This is a genomic window from Streptomyces sp. NPDC059010 (assembly GCF_042740355.1).
Classification (GTDB): domain Bacteria; phylum Actinomycetota; class Actinomycetes; order Streptomycetales; family Streptomycetaceae; genus Streptomyces.
In genome coordinates, this window is sequence record NZ_JBHYJA010000004.1 from 102,420 (window position 1) to 119,355 (window position 16,936).

Annotated in this window: 17 protein-coding genes; 11 read left to right on the forward strand and 6 right to left on the reverse strand. The window is 69.2% G+C overall.

Annotated elements, in window-relative coordinates; all coding sequences use genetic code 11:
- Positions 1-112: 112 nt before the first annotated feature.
- Both tal and tkt read right to left on the reverse strand, forming a co-directional pair.
- Positions 113-1,231 carry a transaldolase gene (gene tal / locus ACFWYS_RS05400; RefSeq protein ID WP_384763627.1) on the reverse strand — a complete coding sequence of 373 codons (1,119 nt, stop codon included), beginning with the start codon at positions 1,229-1,231 and terminating at the stop codon, positions 113-115.
- A 34-nt stretch (positions 1,232-1,265) separates the two neighbouring features.
- Entirely contained in the window at positions 1,266-3,353 is a 2,088-nt protein-coding gene (tkt, locus tag ACFWYS_RS05405) for a transketolase (RefSeq protein WP_384763629.1), read from the reverse strand.
- Between the two features lie 374 nt (positions 3,354-3,727).
- Here tkt and ACFWYS_RS05410 point away from each other — a divergent pair, with 374 nt between their 5' ends.
- The 3 genes from ACFWYS_RS05410 to ACFWYS_RS05420 all read left to right on the forward strand — a co-directional run bounded on the left by ACFWYS_RS05410 (position 3,728) and on the right by ACFWYS_RS05420 (position 6,275).
- Complete coding sequence (locus tag ACFWYS_RS05410; RefSeq protein WP_384763632.1) at positions 3,728-4,696, forward strand: heme o synthase; 969 nt, start codon at positions 3,728-3,730, stop codon at positions 4,694-4,696.
- A 58-nt stretch (positions 4,697-4,754) separates the two neighbouring features.
- Entirely contained in the window at positions 4,755-5,045 is a 291-nt protein-coding gene (locus tag ACFWYS_RS05415; protein ID WP_384763634.1) for a hypothetical protein, read from the forward strand.
- Positions 5,046-5,168: 123 nt separating this feature from the next.
- Positions 5,169-6,275 carry an amidohydrolase family protein gene (locus ACFWYS_RS05420; protein WP_384763637.1) on the forward strand — a complete coding sequence of 369 codons (1,107 nt, stop codon included), beginning with the start codon at positions 5,169-5,171 and terminating at the stop codon, positions 6,273-6,275.
- Between the two features lie 94 nt (positions 6,276-6,369).
- Here the strand turns inward: ACFWYS_RS05420 and ACFWYS_RS05425 are convergent, their stop codons facing one another.
- The 4 genes from ACFWYS_RS05425 to ACFWYS_RS05440 form a co-directional block, all read right to left on the reverse strand.
- Positions 6,370-7,365, reverse strand: coding sequence for a heme A synthase (locus ACFWYS_RS05425; protein ID WP_384764121.1), 996 nt, complete (start codon positions 7,363-7,365; stop codon positions 6,370-6,372).
- A gap of 74 nt (positions 7,366-7,439) precedes the next feature.
- Positions 7,440-8,222 carry an ABC transporter permease gene (locus ACFWYS_RS05430; protein ID WP_384763640.1) on the reverse strand — a complete coding sequence of 261 codons (783 nt, stop codon included), beginning with the start codon at positions 8,220-8,222 and terminating at the stop codon, positions 7,440-7,442.
- An 88-nt stretch (positions 8,223-8,310) separates the two neighbouring features.
- Positions 8,311-9,234 carry an ABC transporter ATP-binding protein gene (locus ACFWYS_RS05435; RefSeq protein WP_384763643.1) on the reverse strand — a complete coding sequence of 308 codons (924 nt, stop codon included), beginning with the start codon at positions 9,232-9,234 and terminating at the stop codon, positions 8,311-8,313.
- Positions 9,235-9,279: 45 nt separating this feature from the next.
- The gene (locus ACFWYS_RS05440; RefSeq protein ID WP_384763645.1) at positions 9,280-10,077 is read right to left on the reverse strand and encodes an aminoglycoside N(3)-acetyltransferase; all 798 of its coding nucleotides are present in this window, start codon (positions 10,075-10,077) and stop codon (positions 9,280-9,282) included.
- Between the two features lie 173 nt (positions 10,078-10,250).
- On the opposite strand from ACFWYS_RS05440, the gene ACFWYS_RS05445 reads away from it, so the two are divergent.
- From ACFWYS_RS05445 to ACFWYS_RS05480, 8 genes are all read left to right on the forward strand, one after another.
- Positions 10,251-11,012: a helix-turn-helix transcriptional regulator gene (locus ACFWYS_RS05445; RefSeq protein ID WP_384763647.1), complete on the forward strand. Its 762-nt coding sequence runs from the start codon at positions 10,251-10,253 to the stop codon at positions 11,010-11,012.
- Entirely contained in the window at positions 11,009-12,433 is a 1,425-nt protein-coding gene (sufB, locus tag ACFWYS_RS05450) for a Fe-S cluster assembly protein SufB (RefSeq protein WP_030049080.1), read from the forward strand. The genes ACFWYS_RS05445 and sufB overlap by 4 nt, the downstream gene beginning before the upstream one ends.
- 61 nt (positions 12,434-12,494) lie before the next feature.
- Positions 12,495-13,676 carry a Fe-S cluster assembly protein SufD gene (gene sufD, locus ACFWYS_RS05455; protein ID WP_384763651.1) on the forward strand — a complete coding sequence of 394 codons (1,182 nt, stop codon included), beginning with the start codon at positions 12,495-12,497 and terminating at the stop codon, positions 13,674-13,676.
- Positions 13,676-14,005, forward strand: a complete 330-nt coding sequence (locus ACFWYS_RS05460) for a non-heme iron oxygenase ferredoxin subunit (protein ID WP_384763653.1) — start codon at positions 13,676-13,678, stop codon at positions 14,003-14,005. Before sufD ends, ACFWYS_RS05460 begins: the two co-directional genes overlap by 1 nt.
- 7 nt (positions 14,006-14,012) lie before the next feature.
- The gene (sufC, locus tag ACFWYS_RS05465) at positions 14,013-14,777 is read left to right on the forward strand and encodes a Fe-S cluster assembly ATPase SufC (RefSeq protein WP_384763656.1); all 765 of its coding nucleotides are present in this window, start codon (positions 14,013-14,015) and stop codon (positions 14,775-14,777) included.
- A complete protein-coding gene (locus tag ACFWYS_RS05470; protein WP_384763659.1) occupies positions 14,774-16,030 on the forward strand; it encodes a cysteine desulfurase in 1,257 nt (418 codons plus the stop codon). The genes sufC and ACFWYS_RS05470 overlap by 4 nt, the downstream gene beginning before the upstream one ends.
- A gap of 16 nt (positions 16,031-16,046) precedes the next feature.
- Entirely contained in the window at positions 16,047-16,514 is a 468-nt protein-coding gene (gene sufU, locus ACFWYS_RS05475) for a Fe-S cluster assembly sulfur transfer protein SufU (RefSeq protein ID WP_384763661.1), read from the forward strand.
- Positions 16,511-16,843, forward strand: coding sequence for a metal-sulfur cluster assembly factor (locus ACFWYS_RS05480; RefSeq protein ID WP_053670670.1), 333 nt, complete (start codon positions 16,511-16,513; stop codon positions 16,841-16,843). Before sufU ends, ACFWYS_RS05480 begins: the two co-directional genes overlap by 4 nt.
- Positions 16,844-16,936 lie beyond the last annotated feature (93 nt).

Here is a 16,936-nt window from a genome sequence, read left to right on the forward strand (position 1 = left end):
GGTCCCGTTTTGTTCACACCCCCCACCCTCCGCCCCCGAGAGCCGCGGGAGCCGTCGGTCGGCGGCGTCACGAAGCGGGTTCGCTTCAGTGACGTTGAAGGGTGGCAAGGGATCAGCCCTCCGAGGGGGCGAGGCGCGCCAGCTCCGCCTCGGTCGACTTGAGCAGGTCGTTCCAGGACGCCTCGAACTTCTCGACGCCCTCGTCCTCCAGCAGCTGCACCACGTCGTCGTACGCGATACCGAGCTTCTCGACGGCGTCCAGGTCGGCGCGGGCCTGGGCGTAGGTACCGGCGATGGTGTTGCCGGTGATCTCGCCCTTCTCCTCCGTGGCGTGCAGGGTGGCCTCGGGCATGGTGTTGACCGTGTTCGGCGCCACCAGCTCGTCGACGTACAGGGTCGGCTTGTAGGCCGGGTCCTTCACACCGGTGGAGGCCCACAGCGGACGCTGCTTGTTGGCGCCCGCGTTCTCCAGCGCGCTCCAGCGGTCCGAGGAGAAGACCTCCTCGTACGCCTGGTAGGCGAGGCGCGCGTTGGCCACGCCCGCCTTGCCGCGCGCGGCCTTGGCCTCGTCGGTGCCGAGCGCGTCGAGGCGCTTGTCGATCTCGGTGTCCACGCGGGACACGAAGAAGGAGGCGACCGAGCGGATCAGCGACAGGTCGAGCCCGCGCTCCTTGGCCTTCTCCAGACCGGCCAGGTAGGCGTTCATGACCTCGCGGTAGCGCTCCAGCGAGAAGATCAGCGTGACGTTGACGCTGATGCCGAGGCCGATGACCTCGGTGATCGCCGGAAGGCCCGCCTTGGTGGCCGGGATCTTGATCAGGGTGTTGGGACGGTCGACCAGCCAGGCCAGCTGCTTGGCCTCGGCGACGGTCGCGCGGGTGTTGTGCGCGAGCCGCGGGTCCACCTCGATGGAGACCCGGCCGTCCTGACCGCCGGTGGCGTCGAAGACCGGGCGCAGGATGTCGGCGGCGTCCCGGACGTCCGCCGCGGTGATCATGCGGATCGCCTCTTCGACCGTGACCTTGCGGGCGGCCAGGTCGGCGACCTGCTGCTCGTACCCGTCACCGCCGCTGATCGCCTTCTGGAAGATCGTCGGGTTGGTGGTGACACCGACGACATGCTGCTGGTCGATCAGCTCGGCGAGGTTGCCGGACGTGATGCGCTGGCGCGACAGGTCGTCCAGCCAGATCGCGACGCCTTCCTCGGAGAGGCGCTTCAGTGCGTCTGTCATGGAAAATCAAACTCCTACGTCTCGTATATGAGCGTCAGCGCTGGGTCGCGGCGAGGGATTCCCGCGCGCGGGCCGCCACGTTCTCGGCAGTGAAGCCGTACTCCCGGAAAAGGACCTTGCCGTCGGCGGAAGCACCGAAGTGCTCCAGGGAAACGATGCGACCCGCGTCCCCGACGTACTTGTGCCAGGTCAGACCGATACCGGCCTCGACCGCCACCCGCGCCTTGACGGCCGGCGGCAGAACGCTGTCCCGGTACCCCTGGTCCTGCTCCTCGAACCACTCCACCGAGGGCATGGACACGACCCGGGTCGGCACGCCGTCGGCCTGGAGCCGCTCGCGCGCCTCGACGGCGACGTGCACCTCGGAGCCGGTCGCGATGAGCACGATCTGCGGCTCGCCGCCATCGGCCTCGAACAGCACGTAACCGCCGCGCGCGGCGTCGTCGTTGGCCTCGTACACCGGCACGCCCTGACGGGTCAGCGCGAGCCCGTGCGGGGCGCCCTTGCCGAACTCCTTCGTGTAGCGCTTGAGGATCTCGCGCCAGGCGATCGCGGTCTCGTTGGCGTCGGCCGGGCGGACGACGTTGAGACCGGGGATGGCGCGCAGGGACGCGAGGTGCTCGACCGGCTGGTGGGTGGGGCCGTCCTCGCCCAGACCGATGGAGTCGTGCGTCCACACGTACGTCACCGGCAGGTGCATCAGCGCCGACAGGCGTACGGCGTTGCGCATGTAGTCGGAGAACACGAGGAACGTGCCGCCGTAGATACGGGTGTTGCCGTGCAGCGCGATGCCGTTCATCTCCGCGGCCATGGAGTGCTCGCGGATGCCGAAGTGGATCGTGCGGCCGTACGGGTCGGCCTCCGGGAGCGGGTTGTCCGCCGGGAGGAACGACGACGTCTTGTCGATGGTGGTGTTGTTGGAGCCGGCCAGGTCGGCCGAGCCGCCCCACAGCTCGGGGATGACCGCGCCGAGGGCCTGCAGCACCTTGCCGGAGGCGGCACGCGTCGCGACACCCTTGCCGGGCTCGAAGACCGGGAGCTTCTCCTCCCAGCCGGTGGGCAGCTCGCCCTTGCTGATCCGGTCGAACTCGGCGGCGCGCTCGGGGTTGTTGTCCCGCCACAGCTGGAAGGACTTCTCCCACTCCGCCTTCGCCAGGGCACCCCGCTCCAGGGCCTTGCGGGTGTGGGTGATGACCTCGTCGGAGACCTCGAAGGACTGCTCCGGGTCGAAGCCGAGGACGCGCTTGGTGGCCGCGACCTCGTCGTCGCCGAGCGCCGAGCCGTGGGCGGCCTCGGTGTTCTGCGCGTTCGGGGCGGGCCAGGCGATGATCGAGCGCATGGCGATGAAGGACGGCTTGTCCGTCACCTTCTTCGCGGCCTCGATCGCGTTGTAGATGGCGTGCGGGTCCAGGTCGCCGTCCGGCTTCGGGGCGATCCGCTGCACATGCCAGCCGTACGCCTCGTACCGCTTGCAGACGTCCTCGGAGACGGCCGTCTCGGTGTCGCCCTCGATCGAGATGTGGTTGTCGTCCCACAGCAGGACCAGGTTGCCGAGCTTCTGGTGACCGGCCAGCGAGGACGCCTCCGCGGAGATGCCCTCCTGGAGGCAGCCGTCACCGGCGATGGCGTAGACGAAGTGGTCGAAGGGGGAGGTGCCCTCGGCGGCCTCCGGGTCGAACAGACCGCGCTCGTAGCGGGCGGCCATCGCCATGCCGACGGCGTTGGCGACACCCTGGCCCAGCGGGCCGGTGGTGGTCTCCACGCCCACGGTGTGGCCGTACTCCGGGTGACCCGGGGTCTTCGAACCCCACGTCCTGAATGCCTTCAGGTCGTCCAGCTCCAGACCGAAACCGGCCAGGTAGAGCTGGGTGTAAAGGGTCAGGGACGAGTGGCCGGCGGACAGCACGAAGCGGTCGCGCCCGACCCACTCGGCGTCCGCGGGGTCATGCCGCATCACCTTCTGGAAGAGGGTGTATGCGGCAGGCGCCAGGCTCATCGCCGTACCCGGATGGCCGTTGCCGACCTTCTGTACGGCGTCGGCGGCCAGGACGCGGGCGGTGTCGACGGCCCGCTGGTCCAACTCGGTCCAGTCGAGGTCTGTGGTGGTCGGCTTGGTGCTCACCCTGGGTCAGGGCTCCTCTCCACATGTCGGTTGCCGGTGTCACGGGCACACGCCCACCGGCTGCCGGCGTACTCGGCGTCGGCCGGCCATTGTCGAGCCTACCCCCGGAAGTACGTGCGTTTTTTCGCCTCATTCCAGACTGCCGGGAGTCGCCGGGATGTGCCTCCCGACCGGGTCGTTCCGCGTTCGGCAAGTGAATACGGAGCCGCTCATCCGGGTGCTCAATCGAGCTTCGGCGCGCCCGTCGGACCACCCCCCGGACCACCCCCTCCAACACGACCCCACCCCCGCGAATGTCCGGGTCTGGGCAACGTCTACAGTGGCGTGGTACGCGCGAGCCTTTACCGGGACTTCACACGGGGAGGCTTGCTGGGATGTCTCTGTCAGGGGTGTGCGTGACGGCCGTTGAATCCCGTCCAGCGGGGATTATCGGGACGAGCCAGAGCCCGAGCCGGCGGCCGTTCGGGGCCCGGGTCAAGGCGTTCGTGGCGCTTACCAAGCCGCGGATCATCGAGCTGCTGCTCATCACCACCGTTCCGGTGATGTTCCTGGCCGAGCAGGGTGTGCCGGACCTCGGTCTGGTGCTGCTCACCTGCATCGGCGGCTACCTCTCCGCGGGTGGCGCCAACGCGCTGAACATGTACATCGACCGTGACATCGACGCGCTCATGGACCGCACCTCGCAGCGCCCGCTGGTCACCGGCATGGTCAGCCCGCGCGAGTGCCTGGCCTTCGGCATCACCCTGGCGGTCGTCTCCACGCTGCTGTTCGGCCTCACGGTGAACTGGCTGAGCGCCTGGCTCTCCCTCGGCGCACTCCTCTTCTACGTCGTCGTCTACACGATGATCCTCAAGCGCCGTACCTCGCAGAACATCGTGTGGGGCGGCATCGCGGGCTGCATGCCGGTACTGATCGGCTGGTCCGCGGTCACGAACTCGCTCTCCTGGGCCCCGCTCATCCTCTTCATGGTGATCTTCTTCTGGACGCCGCCGCACTACTGGCCGCTGTCCATGAAGGTGAAGGAAGACTACGCGCGCGTGGGCGTGCCGATGCTCCCCGTCATCGCCTCCAACAAGGTCGTCGCCAAGCAGATCGTCATCTACAGCTGGGTGATGGTCGCGGTCTCGCTCCTGCTGACGCCGCTCGGCTACACGGGCTGGTTCTACACCGCGGTCGCGCTCGCCTCGGGCGGCTGGTGGCTGTGGGAGGCGCACGCGCTGCAGAATCGCGCGAAGGCGGAGGTGACGGGCGGGAAGCTGAAGGAGATGCGGCTGTTCCACTGGTCCATCACCTATGTCTCGCTGCTCTTCGTGGCCGTGGCCGTGGACCCCTTCCTGCGCTGACGTAGGTCACATGGCCCTGCTCTCGCCAGCTGATCTACCCGCGAGTAGCATCCTGGCCATGGCAGACAAGGTGGCCAAGCTGGCCAAGCAGATCAACACCTTCGCGAAGTCCCACGGCGGCGCCGAGGCGCAGGTCGCGTACATCGGACAGCGCGGCGCCCGCATCGTGCTCGTCGGCGAGGACGGCGGCTGGGGAGACCTGGTGGCACCGTCGTACGAGATCGCCGAGCAGGCCGTGGAGAAGGCCGGCGTCACGCGCCACGAGTCGTTCGACGGCGAGTTCGCGGCGAAGGTGACGACGGGCGAGTACGAGTGGAAGCGGATGGCGGGCATTCAGCTCGGCGGCTGAGCCCCCCTTTTCCTGAGCCACCCTCTTTTCCTGAGCGACCCTTCCACTTCCGCAACACCAAGTCACCGGTTCACCCGTTAGGACCTGTAGCCAGCAAGCGCGGTCCACCCACGGGGAGCCAGGATGATCGAAACGCCGTCCCTCGTGGACCAGTACTGCCACGGCGTACTGAGGACGGAGCTGGGCCTCGGCACCTTCGAGGCCCAGTTGGCCCGCACGGAGGGCCCGCCCGCCCCGGGGACCACACTCTTCGACACCCAGACGGGTTTCGCCGTACGACGTTGGTGCCCCCCGTTACTCGGCCTGGAACCGCACTGCTCACCCGCCCGCTATCTGGCCAGGCGCCGTGAACTGGGCGTACTGGAGTCGGGCCGGCGCCTGCTGCGCGGCAGCGGCATCACGACGTATCTGATCGACACCGGCGTGCCCGGCGATCTCACCGGCCCCGACGAGCTCGCCTCCGCCGCCTCCGCCGGGGCCCGCGAGATCGTGCGCCTGGAGCTGCTCGCCGAACAGGTCGCCGACACCTCCGGCACCGTCGAGTCCTTCCTCGCCAACCTCGCCGAGTCGGTGCACGGCGCCGCGGCCGGCGCCGTGGCCTTCACCTCGGTCGCCGGAGCACGGCACGGACTGGCGCTCGCCCCCGAGCCCCCGGGGCCGGGAGAGGTACGGGGCGCGGCGGGCCGCTGGCTGGCGGGGCGCAGGGTGGGTGGGGAGCTGACCGACCCGGTGCTGCTACGGCATCTGCTGTGGATCGCGATCGCTTCGGGGCTGCCGCTCCAACTGCACGCGGGGCTGGGGGAGCCGGGCGTGCGCATCGACCGTACGGACCCGGTCCTGCTCACCGACTTCGTCCGTGCCACGGCCGGCCTCGGCACCGACCTGGTTCTGCTGCACGGCTACCCGTACCACCGCCACGCCGCCCATCTGGCCGGTGTCTTCCCGCACGTCTACACCGACTCGGGCGCCGCCCTCATCCGCACGGGCGCCCGAGCGGCCACGATCCTCGCCGAGATCCTGGAACTGGCCCCCTTCGGCAAGATCCTCTTCTCCAGCGGGGCCCAGGGCCTGCCCGAACTCCACGTGGTGGGCGCGGGCCTCTTCCGCGAGGCCCTCGCCAGGGTCCTCGGCGGCTGGGTCGCCGAGGGGGCGTGGTCGCTGGCGGACGCACAGCGCGTGGCGGGGATGGTGGCGGCGGGGAACGCGAGGCGGGTGTACGGGCTGGGGTGAGCGATGCGGGCCCGGCTACGCAGGGGTGGCGTACGGGAACGGCTACGCGCGCGTGCTGTATCGACGAACCACGCGCGCGTGCCCTACTGCCGAACTACGCGCGCGTGCCGACCGTCGCCTCGGCCGTCGCCGGGCCCGGGGCCCCGATCTCGTCGTCCGGCCGCTCACGCAGCGCCAACAGCACCCGCAGCACCGCGATCCAGGTCACGGCCGAGCCGAACATGTGCAGGCCGACCAGGAGTTCCGGGAGGTCCGTGAAGTACTGGACGTAGCCGATGACGCCCTGGGAGAGGAGGATCAGGAAGAGGTCGCGGGTGCGGTTCAGGGGGCTCTTCGGGGCGTCGACCGCCTTGAGGACGAACCACAGGGCGAACGTCAGCGTGACCACGATCCAGGCCAGCACGGCGTGCAGCTTGGTGACGTTCTCCCAGTCGAGAGGCATCCGCTCCACCTCGCTGGAGTCGCCCGCGTGGGGACCCGCGCCGGTGACGACCGTGCCGACCGCGATCAGCAGCACCGACGCCGCGACCAGGAACCACACCAGCTGCTGCACCGCCCTGCCGACCAGCGGGCGCGGCGCCGAGTCGCCCTCCCGGGTGCGCTGCCACATCACCGTGGCGACGGCGATCAGGGCGGAGGAGAGCAGGAAGTGCGCCGCGACCGTGTACGGGTTGAGGCCGACCAGCACGACGATGCCGCCGAGCACCGCGTTGCTCATCACGATCCAGAACTGCGCCCAGCCCAGCCGGGTCAGGCTGCGCCGGTACGGCTTCTCGGAGCGCGCGGCGATGATCGCCCAGCCGACGGCCGCGCACAGCACGTACGTCAGCATGCGGTTGCCGAACTCGATGACACCGTGGACGCCCATCTCGCTGGTGGCGGTGAGCGAGTCGTCGGTGCACTTGGGCCAGGTCGGGCAGCCGAGCCCGGACCCGGTGAGGCGTACCGCGCCGCCGGTGACCACGATGACCACCGACATCACGAGCGCGGCGAGAGCCGCCCGTCGGACCGTTCTCGGGGTCGGGGTCCAGCGTGCGGCGATGAAGGCGAGCGGGTTGCGCACGGCCGCCATGGCGTCGGCGCGGGTCACGTTTGGCACGCGCCCTATCGTAGGCGGCCGCTTGTGCACGCTTTCACGAGGGTCCGCACTCGCCTTGCGGAGCCCTACTCCCAGCGGAAGAACTTCCCGGCCGCGGCCAGCCCCACGACCGCCCACACGGCCAGGATCCCCAGGTCGCCCCAGGGCATCCCGGCCCCGTGCTGGAGCACGTCCCGCAGTCCGTCGGAGAGCGCGGAGATGGGCAGCAGACCGAGGACGTCCTGCGCACCGGACGGGAACTTGTCCAGCGGCACGATCACACCGCCGCCGACGAGCAGCAGCAGGAAGACCAGGTTGGCGGCGGCCAGCGTGGCCTCGGCCTTGAGCGTGCCCGCCATCAGCAGGCCAAGGCCCGAGAAGGCGGCCGTCCCGAGGATCAGCAGGAGGACGACGGCGGCCGGGTTTCCGTGCGGCGACCAGCCCAGCGCGAACGCGATCACCGTCAGCAGCACGATCTGGAGCACTTCGGTGACCAGCACCGACGCCGTCTTCGCCGTCATCAGGGCCCAGCGGGGGAGCGGCGAGGAGGCCAGCCGCTTGAGCACGCCGTACCGGCGCTCGAAGCCCGTGGCGATGGCCTGGCCCGTGAACGCCGTCGACATCACCGCGAGCGCGAGGATGCCGGGGGCGAGGAAGTCGACGGCCTCGCCGGCGCCCGTGTCGACGATGTCCACCGAGCTGAAGAGGACCAGCAGCAGGGTGGGGATCACGACGGTCAGGAGCAGCTGCTCGCCGTTGCGCAGCAGCATCTTGGTCTCAAGGGCCGCCTGGGCCGCGATCATGCGGGGGAGGGGGGCGGCTCCCGGCTGGGGGGTGTACGTACCCGAACCCGTACCGACGGTGGTCATGAACGCAGCTCCTTGCCGGTCAGCTCCAAGGCTGTGTCTTCCCGGGGGCAACCCCCGGACCCCCGGCCGATCTCAGTGTGGGCCGGAATCATGAACGCAGCTCCTTGCCGGTCAGCTCCAAGAAAACGTCCTCCAGGGTGTGCCGCTCGACCGAGATCTTCTCCGGCATCACCCCGTGCTGCGCACACCACGACGTGACCGTGGCGAGCAGCTGGGGGTCGACCTTGCCGACGACCCGGTACGAGCCCGGCGTCAGCTCCGCGGCCGTGCAGTCCGCGGGCAGGGCCTTCAGCAGGGACCCCACGTCCAGGCCGGGGCGGCCGATGAAGCGCAGGGTGTTCTCGGCGCCGCCGCGGCACAGCTCCTCGGGGGAGCCCTGGGCGATGACCCGGCCGGCGTCGATGATCGCGACGTCGTCGGCGAGCTGCTCGGCCTCGTCCATGTAGTGGGTCGTGAGGATCACGGAGACACCGTCGGCGCGCAGCTCCCGGATCAGCTCCCAGGTGGACCGGCGGGCCTGCGGGTCGAGCCCGGCGGTCGGCTCGTCCAGGAACACCAGCTCGGGGCGGCCGACCACGGCCATGGCGAGCGCGAGCCGCTGCTGCTGGCCGCCGGAGAGACGGCGGTAGGCGGTCCGGCCGCAGCTGTCGAGGCCGAGGCGCTCGATGAGGGCGTCGACGTCCAGGGGATGCGCGTGCAGCTTCGCCACGTGCCGCAGCATCTCGTCCGCCCGCGCGCCGGAGTAGACGCCGCCGGACTGCAGCATCACGCCGATGCGCGGCCGCAGCTCACGGGACTGTCTCAGCGGGTCGAGGCCCAGGACACGCACGGTGCCGGAGTCCGGCCTGCGGTATCCCTCGCAGGTCTCGACGGTCGTCGTCTTGCCCGCGCCGTTGGGTCCGAGTACGGCGGTCACACCCGCCCGGGCCACCAGGTCTAGGCCGTTCACCGCGGTCTTCGTGCCGTACCGCTTCACCAGGGCCTGGACCTGGACCACGGGCTCAGTTCGCATGGCTCCAGAGTCTAGGTAGGCGGCTCGTCCCCCATACGGCCGGGTTCACATCTCCTCCGCACGGGGGCGGTGTATCTCCAGCCAGCGCTCCGCGTACGCCACGGCGTCGGCCACCGGGAAGAGCCGTGCGTCGGCCGCGCCCACCTTCCCGCGTACGACGGGACGGTCCCGTTCGAAGTCGTGCCCCAGCTCGTCGAACCGCTCCGAGGTGATCGACACCTCGGTGACCGTCTCCCAGCCGGCCGGACCCGGCCGGCCCCGTTTCACGCGCGGTGCCGGGATCCGGTATTCGGCCAGGTGGAAGCTGGTGCAGGAGTCCCAGCCCGCGCCCAGCAGAAGCACGCGCGCGTGGAGCTCCTCCAGACGGGCCAGCGGGCTGCGCTCGCCGAGGCTGCAGTCGGGGGCGTGCCCGGCGGTCACCTCCTGCGCGCGCGGGCCGACGGCGGCGAACGAGCACTGGGGGTGCGCGCTGCGCAGGGCGCCCGGCCAGGTGCGTACGGTCTCCGGGATCACGCCCATCCCGCGGGTGGGCGTGGTGCGCGGGTCGTAGGCGGGCATCGTGGCCCGGATCGTCTCCCACCACTCCTCGGGCACCGGCGGACTGCCCCATTCGGCCGGGTCCGACAGATCGGAGGACTGCGTGGGCACCACCAGTGTGCCGTCCGGGCCGAGCGTGTCGAGGAGTCCTTGGACGGCCGCGACGGCGCCGCCGCACACCCAGCCGAGGGAGCTGATCGAGGAGTGCACGAGAAGCGTTTCACCTCTTTGGACGCCTAGCTCGCGCACATGTGCGGCGAGGGTGTCCCGAGTGACAAGAGGGCCGGTCGGAGGGGGTGTCGGCATGGTTCGGGAGTGTCCCGGACGGGGCGGGGCGGCGCCAGCGAATTGTCTCCGCTTTTGATCGATCAAAGATCATTCCCGCAGGTCAGATTAGGTATGCCTAAGTGACGCAGGGCACCGTCGAGGTGGCCGGGCGCGGCTTGCCTGGCTTTGAGGAATTACGCAACAATGGCGTTGTGAAAAACGTCGGCGAGGCTCGGGAGACCCCCACGGGGGCCCCTCAGGAGGAGCTCGCGACCGGGGAGCGCTCCACGCGCAACCGGGTCGCGCGGTCCATCCTGGACCACGGCCAGTCGACCGTCGCCGAGCTGGCCGGCCGACTGGGGCTCACCCAGGCCGCGGTACGCAGGCATCTGGACGCGCTGGTCGCGGACGACGTCGTGGAGGCCCGGGAACAGCGGGTGTACGGCACGCGCACGCGTGGCCGTCCCGCCAAGGTCTTCGCGCTCACCGACTGCGGCCGCGACGCCTTCGACCAGTCGTACGACAAGCTCGCCGCGGACGCCCTGAAGTGGATCGCCGAGCGTGAGGGCGGGAGCGAGGCGGTCGCCGCCTTCGCCCGGGCCCGGATCGCCGCCCAGGCGAGCGCGTACCGCAAGGCGATCGAGGCCGTCAGCCCGGACGAGCGGACCGAAGCCCTGGCCAAGGCCCTGAGCGCAGACGGGTACGCTGCAACGGCGCGCAGCGCGCCCCTCCCCCAAAAAGGCGAGCAGCTCTGCCAGCACCACTGCCCGGTCGCCCATGTCGCGGAGCAGTTCCCCCAGCTGTGCGAGGCGGAGACGGAGATCTTCGCCGAGCTGCTCGGAACGCACGTCCAGCGACTGGCGACCATCGCGCACGGCGACGGCGTCTGCACGACGTTCATCCCGAAGATTTCCCACACGCAAGTTCACAGCGACAACGCATCTGCAAGCACGGCCGGGAGGAACCCCGCATGACTCTCCCCATCGAGGAGACTGCCCACCCTGAGCTTGAGGGTCTGGGCAAGTACGAATACGGCTGGGCCGACTCCGACGAAGCCGGCGCCTCTGCGAAGCGCGGTCTGAGCGAGGATGTCGTCAAGGACATCTCCGCGAAGAAGTCCGAGCCGGAGTGGATGACCAAGCTTCGTCTCAAGGGTCTGCGCCTGTTCGACAAGAAGCCCATGCCGAACTGGGGCTCTGACCTCTCAGGCATCGACTTCGACAACATCAAGTACTTCGTACGCTCCACGGAGAAGCAGGCGGAGTCCTGGGAGGACCTGCCCGAGGACATCAAGAACACGTACGACAAGCTCGGCATCCCGGAGGCGGAGAAGCAGCGCCTCGTCGCCGGTGTCGCCGCCCAGTACGAGTCCGAGGTCGTCTACCACCAGATCCGCGAGGACCTGGAGGAGCAGGGCGTCATCTTCCTGGACACCGACACCGCGCTGAAGGAGCACCCGGAGCTCTTCAAGGAGTACTTCGGCACCGTCATCCCCGTCGGTGACAACAAGTTCGCCTCGCTGAACACCGCCGTGTGGTCGGGCGGCTCCTTCATCTACGTCCCGCCGGGCGTCCACGTGGAGATCCCGCTCCAGGCCTACTTCCGGATCAACACCGAGAACATGGGCCAGTTCGAGCGGACCCTGATCATCGTCGACGAGGGTGCCTACGTGCACTACGTCGAGGGTTGTACGGCCCCGATCTACAAGTCGGACTCGCTGCACAGCGCCGTGGTCGAGATCATCGTCAAGAAGAACGCCCGCTGCCGCTACACGACCATCCAGAACTGGTCGAACAACGTCTACAACCTGGTCACCAAGCGCGCCGTCGCCTACGAGGGCGCGACCATGGAGTGGATCGACGGCAACATCGGCTCCAAGGTGACGATGAAGTACCCGGCCGTCTACCTGATGGGCGAGCACGCCAAGGGCGAGACCCTGTCCATCGCCTTCGCGGGCGAGGGGCAGCACCAGGACGCCGGCTCCAAGATGGTCCACATGGCGCCGAACACCTCCTCCAACATCGTCTCCAAGTCGGTGGCGCGCGGTGGCGGCCGTACGTCCTACCGCGGTCTCGTCGAGATCGGCGAGGGCGCCGCCGGATCCAAGTCGAACGTGCTGTGCGACGCGCTGCTCGTCGACACCATCTCCCGCTCCGACACGTACCCCTACGTGGACGTCCGCGAGGACGACGTGTCCATGGGCCACGAGGCGACCGTCTCCAAGGTCTCCGAGGACCAGCTCTTCTACCTGATGAGCCGCGGTCTGAGCGAGTTCGAGGCGATGGCGATGATCGTGCGCGGCTTCGTCGAGCCCATCGCGAAGGAGCTGCCCATGGAGTACGCCCTTGAGCTCAACCGGCTGATCGAGCTGCAGATGGAAGGCGCGGTCGGTTAAGACCCCGCACTCCGAAGCAGTAGCCAGATTTCTGACGTAGGAAGAGAGCAGACCGACAGCCATGGCTGAGGCTCAGAACATCCCCGTGGGGTCCACCACCGCGGGCCAGATCGCGGTGGCCGCCGAGTCGACCGTCGCCACGCGCATGAGCGCGCCCCCGTCCTTCGACGTCGCGGACTTCCCGGTCCCGCACGGCCGCGAGGAGGAGTGGCGGTTCACCCCGCTGGAGCGCCTGCGCGGGCTGCACGACGGCACCGCCGTCGCCACCGGCGAGGGCGTGAAGGTCGACGTGGAGGCCCCCGAGGGCGTCACGGTCGAGACCGTCGGCCGTGACGACGCCCGGATCGGCAAGGCGGGCACCCCGGTGGACCGCGTCGCCGCCCAGGCGTACTCGGCGTTCGAGAAGGCCGGTGTGGTCACCGTCCCCAAGGAGACGGTCCTCACCGAGCCGATCCGCATCGCCGTGCACGGCGAGGGCGGGGTCCGCTTCGGCCACCAGGTCATCGAGCTCGGAGCCTTCGCCGAGGCCGTCGTCGTCATCGACCACACCGGTGACGCCGTGCTCGCCGCCAACGTCGACTACATCCTGGGCGACGGCGCCAAGCTGACCGTCGTCTCCGTCCAGGACTGGGACGACAAGGCCGTGCACGTGGCCCAGCACAACGCCCTCATCGGGCGCGACGCCAGCTTCAAGTCGGTCGTGGTGACCTTCGGCGGCGACCTCGTACGCCTCCACCCGCGCGTGGCCTACGCCGGGACCGGCGGCGAGGCCGAGCTGCTCGGTCTGTACTTCACGGACGCCGGCCAGCACCAGGAGCACCGCCTCCTGGTCGACCACAACGTCCCGCACTGCAAGTCCAACGTCGTCTACAAGGGCGCGCTGCAGGGCGAGGCCGCCCACGCGGTGTGGATCGGCGACGTGCTCATCGAGGCCGAGGCCGAGGGCACGGACACCTACGAGATGAACCGCAACCTGGTTCTGACCGACGGCGCCCGCGTCGACTCCGTGCCGAACCTGGAGATCGAGACCGGCGAGATCGTCGGCGCCGGCCACGCCTCGGCGACCGGCCGCTTCGACGACGAGCAGCTGTTCTACCTGATGGCCCGCGGTATTCCGGCCGACGAGGCGCGTCGCCTGGTGGTCCGTGGCTTCTTCGCCGAGCTGGTCCAGCAGATCGGCGTCGACGACATCGAAGAGCGCCTCCTCGTGAAGATCGACGAGGAGCTGGAGGCCACGGTCTGATGGCTTTCGTACGCGCCTGTGGGCTGAGCGAGCTGGAGGAGGACACCCCGAAGCGGGTGGAACTCGACGGCACGCCGGTCTCGGTCGTGCAGACCGAGGGGGAGGTGTTCGCGATCCACGACATCTGCTCGCACGCGAACGTCTCGCTCTCCGAGGGCGAGGTGGAGGACTGCCAGATCGAGTGCTGGCTGCACGGCTCCGCGTTCGACCTGCGCACCGGTAAGCCGTCCGGCCTCCCCGCCACGCGCCCCGTCCCCGTATACCCCGTAAAGATCGAAGAGGGCAGCGTCCTCGTTGACGTACGCGCCTCCCTCACCCAGGAGTCCTGAGGCACCCATGGCAACGCTTGAAATCCGAGACCTGCACGTCACCGTCGAGGCCGACAACGCCACGAAGGAGATCCTCAAGGGCGTCGACCTCACCGTGAAGCAGGGCGAGACGCACGCCATCATGGGCCCCAACGGCTCCGGCAAGTCGACCCTCGCCTACTCGCTGGCGGGTCACCCGAAGTACACGATCACCTCCGGCACCGTCACCCTCGACGGCGAGGACGTCCTGGAGATGTCCGTCGACGAGCGCGCCCGCGCCGGCCTGTTCCTCGCGATGCAGTACCCGGTCGAGGTCCCCGGCGTCTCGGTCTCCAACTTCCTGCGCACCTCCGCCACCGCCATCCGCGGCGAGGCCCCCAAGCTGCGCACCTGGGTGAAGGAGGTCAAGGAGGCCATGGAGCGCCTCAACATGGACCCCGCCTTCGCCGAGCGCAACGTCAACGAGGGCTTCTCCGGCGGTGAGAAGAAGCGCCACGAGATCCTTCAGCTGGAGCTGCTCAAGCCGAAGGTCGCGATCCTCGACGAGACCGACTCCGGTCTGGACGTCGACGCCCTGCGCGTCGTCTCCGAGGGCGTGAACCGGGTCCGTGAGACCGGTGAGGTCGGCACCCTGCTGATCACGCACTACACGCGCATCCTGCGCTACATCAAGCCCGACCACGTCCACGTCTTCTCGGGCGGCCGCATCGTCGAGTCCGGCGGCGCCGAGCTCGCCGACAAGCTGGAGAACGAGGGCTACGAGGCATACACGAAGGGTGGCGCATCCGCGTGACACAGCTGCCGGGCCTCCTCGACACCGAGGCGCTCCGCAAGGACTTCCCGATCCTGGACCGCGTCGTCCACGACGGCAAGAAGCTCGTGTACCTGGACAACGCGGCGACCTCGCAGACTCCGCGCCAGGTCCTCGACGTGCTCTCCGAGTACTACGAGCAGCACAACGCCAACGTCCACCGTGGCGTGCACGTCCTCGCCGAGGAGGCCACGGCGCTGTACGAGGGCGCGCGCGACAAGGTCGCGGAGTTCATCAACGCGCCCTCGCGCAACGAGGTGATCTTCACCAAGAACGCCTCCGAGTCGCTGAACCTCGTGGCCAACATGCTCGGCTGGGCCGACGAGCCCTACCGGGTGGACCACGAGACCGAGATCGTCATCACGGAGATGGAGCACCACTCCAACATCGTGCCGTGGCAGCTGCTCGCGCAGCGCACGGGCGCGAAGCTGAAGTGGTTCGGCCTCACCGACGACGGCCGTCTCGACCTGTCCAACATCGACGAGGTCATCACGGAGAAGACGAAGATCGTCTCCTTCGTGCTGGTGTCGAACATCCTGGGCACCCTGAACCCGGTCGAGGCGATAGTGCGCCGTGCGCAGGAGGTCGGTGCGCTGGTCTGCATCGACGCCTCGCAGGCCGCGCCGCACATGCCGCTGGACGTGCAGTCGCTCCAGGCCGACTTCGTGGCCTTCACCGGCCACAAGATGTGCGGCCCGACCGGCATCGGCGTGCTCTGGGGCCGCCAGGAGCTGCTTGAGGACCTGCCTCCGTTCCTCGGCGGCGGCGAGATGATCGAGACCGTGTCGATGCACTCCTCGACGTACGCTCCCGCCCCGCACAAGTTCGAGGCGGGCACGCCCCCGATCTCCCAGGCGATCGGTCTGGGCGCGGCGATCGACTACCTCAACTCGATCGGCATGGACAAGATCCTCGCCCATGAGCACGCCCTCACCGAGTACGCGGTGAAGCGGCTGACGGAGGTCCCCGACCTCAGGATCATCGGCCCCGGCACGGCCGAGGACCGGGGCGCCGCGATCTCCTTCACCCTCGGCGACATCCACCCGCACGACGTGGGCCAGGTCCTCGACGAGCAGGGCATCGCCGTCCGGGTCGGCCACCACTGCGCGCGGCCGGTCTGCCTGCGGTACGGAATTCCTGCGACCACGCGAGCGTCGTTCTATCTGTACTCCACGCCGGCCGAGATCGACGCTCTGGTGGACGGCCTGGAGCACGTCCGGAACTTCTTCGGCTGACGGGACGAGCGATCGCATGAAGCTGGATTCGATGTACCAGGAAGTCATCCTGGACCACTACAAGAACCCGCACGGGCGGGGCTTGCGGGATGGCGACGCCGAGGTGCACCACGTGAACCCGACGTGCGGTGACGAGATCACGCTCCGTGTGAGGTACGACGGCACGACGATCGAGGACGTCTCCTACGAGGGCCAGGGCTGTTCCATCAGCCAGGCCTCGGCGTCCGTGCTGAACGAACTGCTGGTCGGCAAGGAACTGGCGGACGCGCAGAAGATCCAGGAGACCTTCCTGGAGCTGATGCAGTCCAAGGGGAAGATCGAGCCCGACGACGCCATGGAGGAGGTCCTGGAGGACGCGGTCGCGTTCGCCGGAGTCTCCAAGTACCCGGCCCGGGTCAAGTGCGCCCTCCTGAGCTGGATGGCGTGGAAGGACGCGACGGCCCAGGCCCTGGGCGGAGCCGACGCCGAAAGGAAGACGGCATGAGCGAGACCGTTGAGATGAAGCCGGCCTCGGAGGAAGAGGTCCGTGAGGCGCTGTACGACGTCGTCGACCCCGAGCTGGGCATCGACGTCGTCAACCTCGGCCTGATCTACGGCATCCACATCGACGAAGCGAACATCGCGACGCTCGACATGACCCTGACCTCGGCGGCCTGCCCGCTGACCGACGTCATCGAGGACCAGGCCAAGTCCGCCACGGACGGCCTCGTGAGCGAGCTGCGCATCAACTGGGTCTGGATGCCGCCGTGGGGCCCGGACAAGATCACGGACGACGGCCGAGAGCAGCTTCGGGCGCTGGGGTTCAACGTCTGAGACTTCCCGTTCACGCGGAAGCGGGGGGGGGTGGGGGGGGGGTGGGGGGGGTGGGGTGGTGGGGGGGGGGGGGGGGCGGGCGGGGGCTGAGAG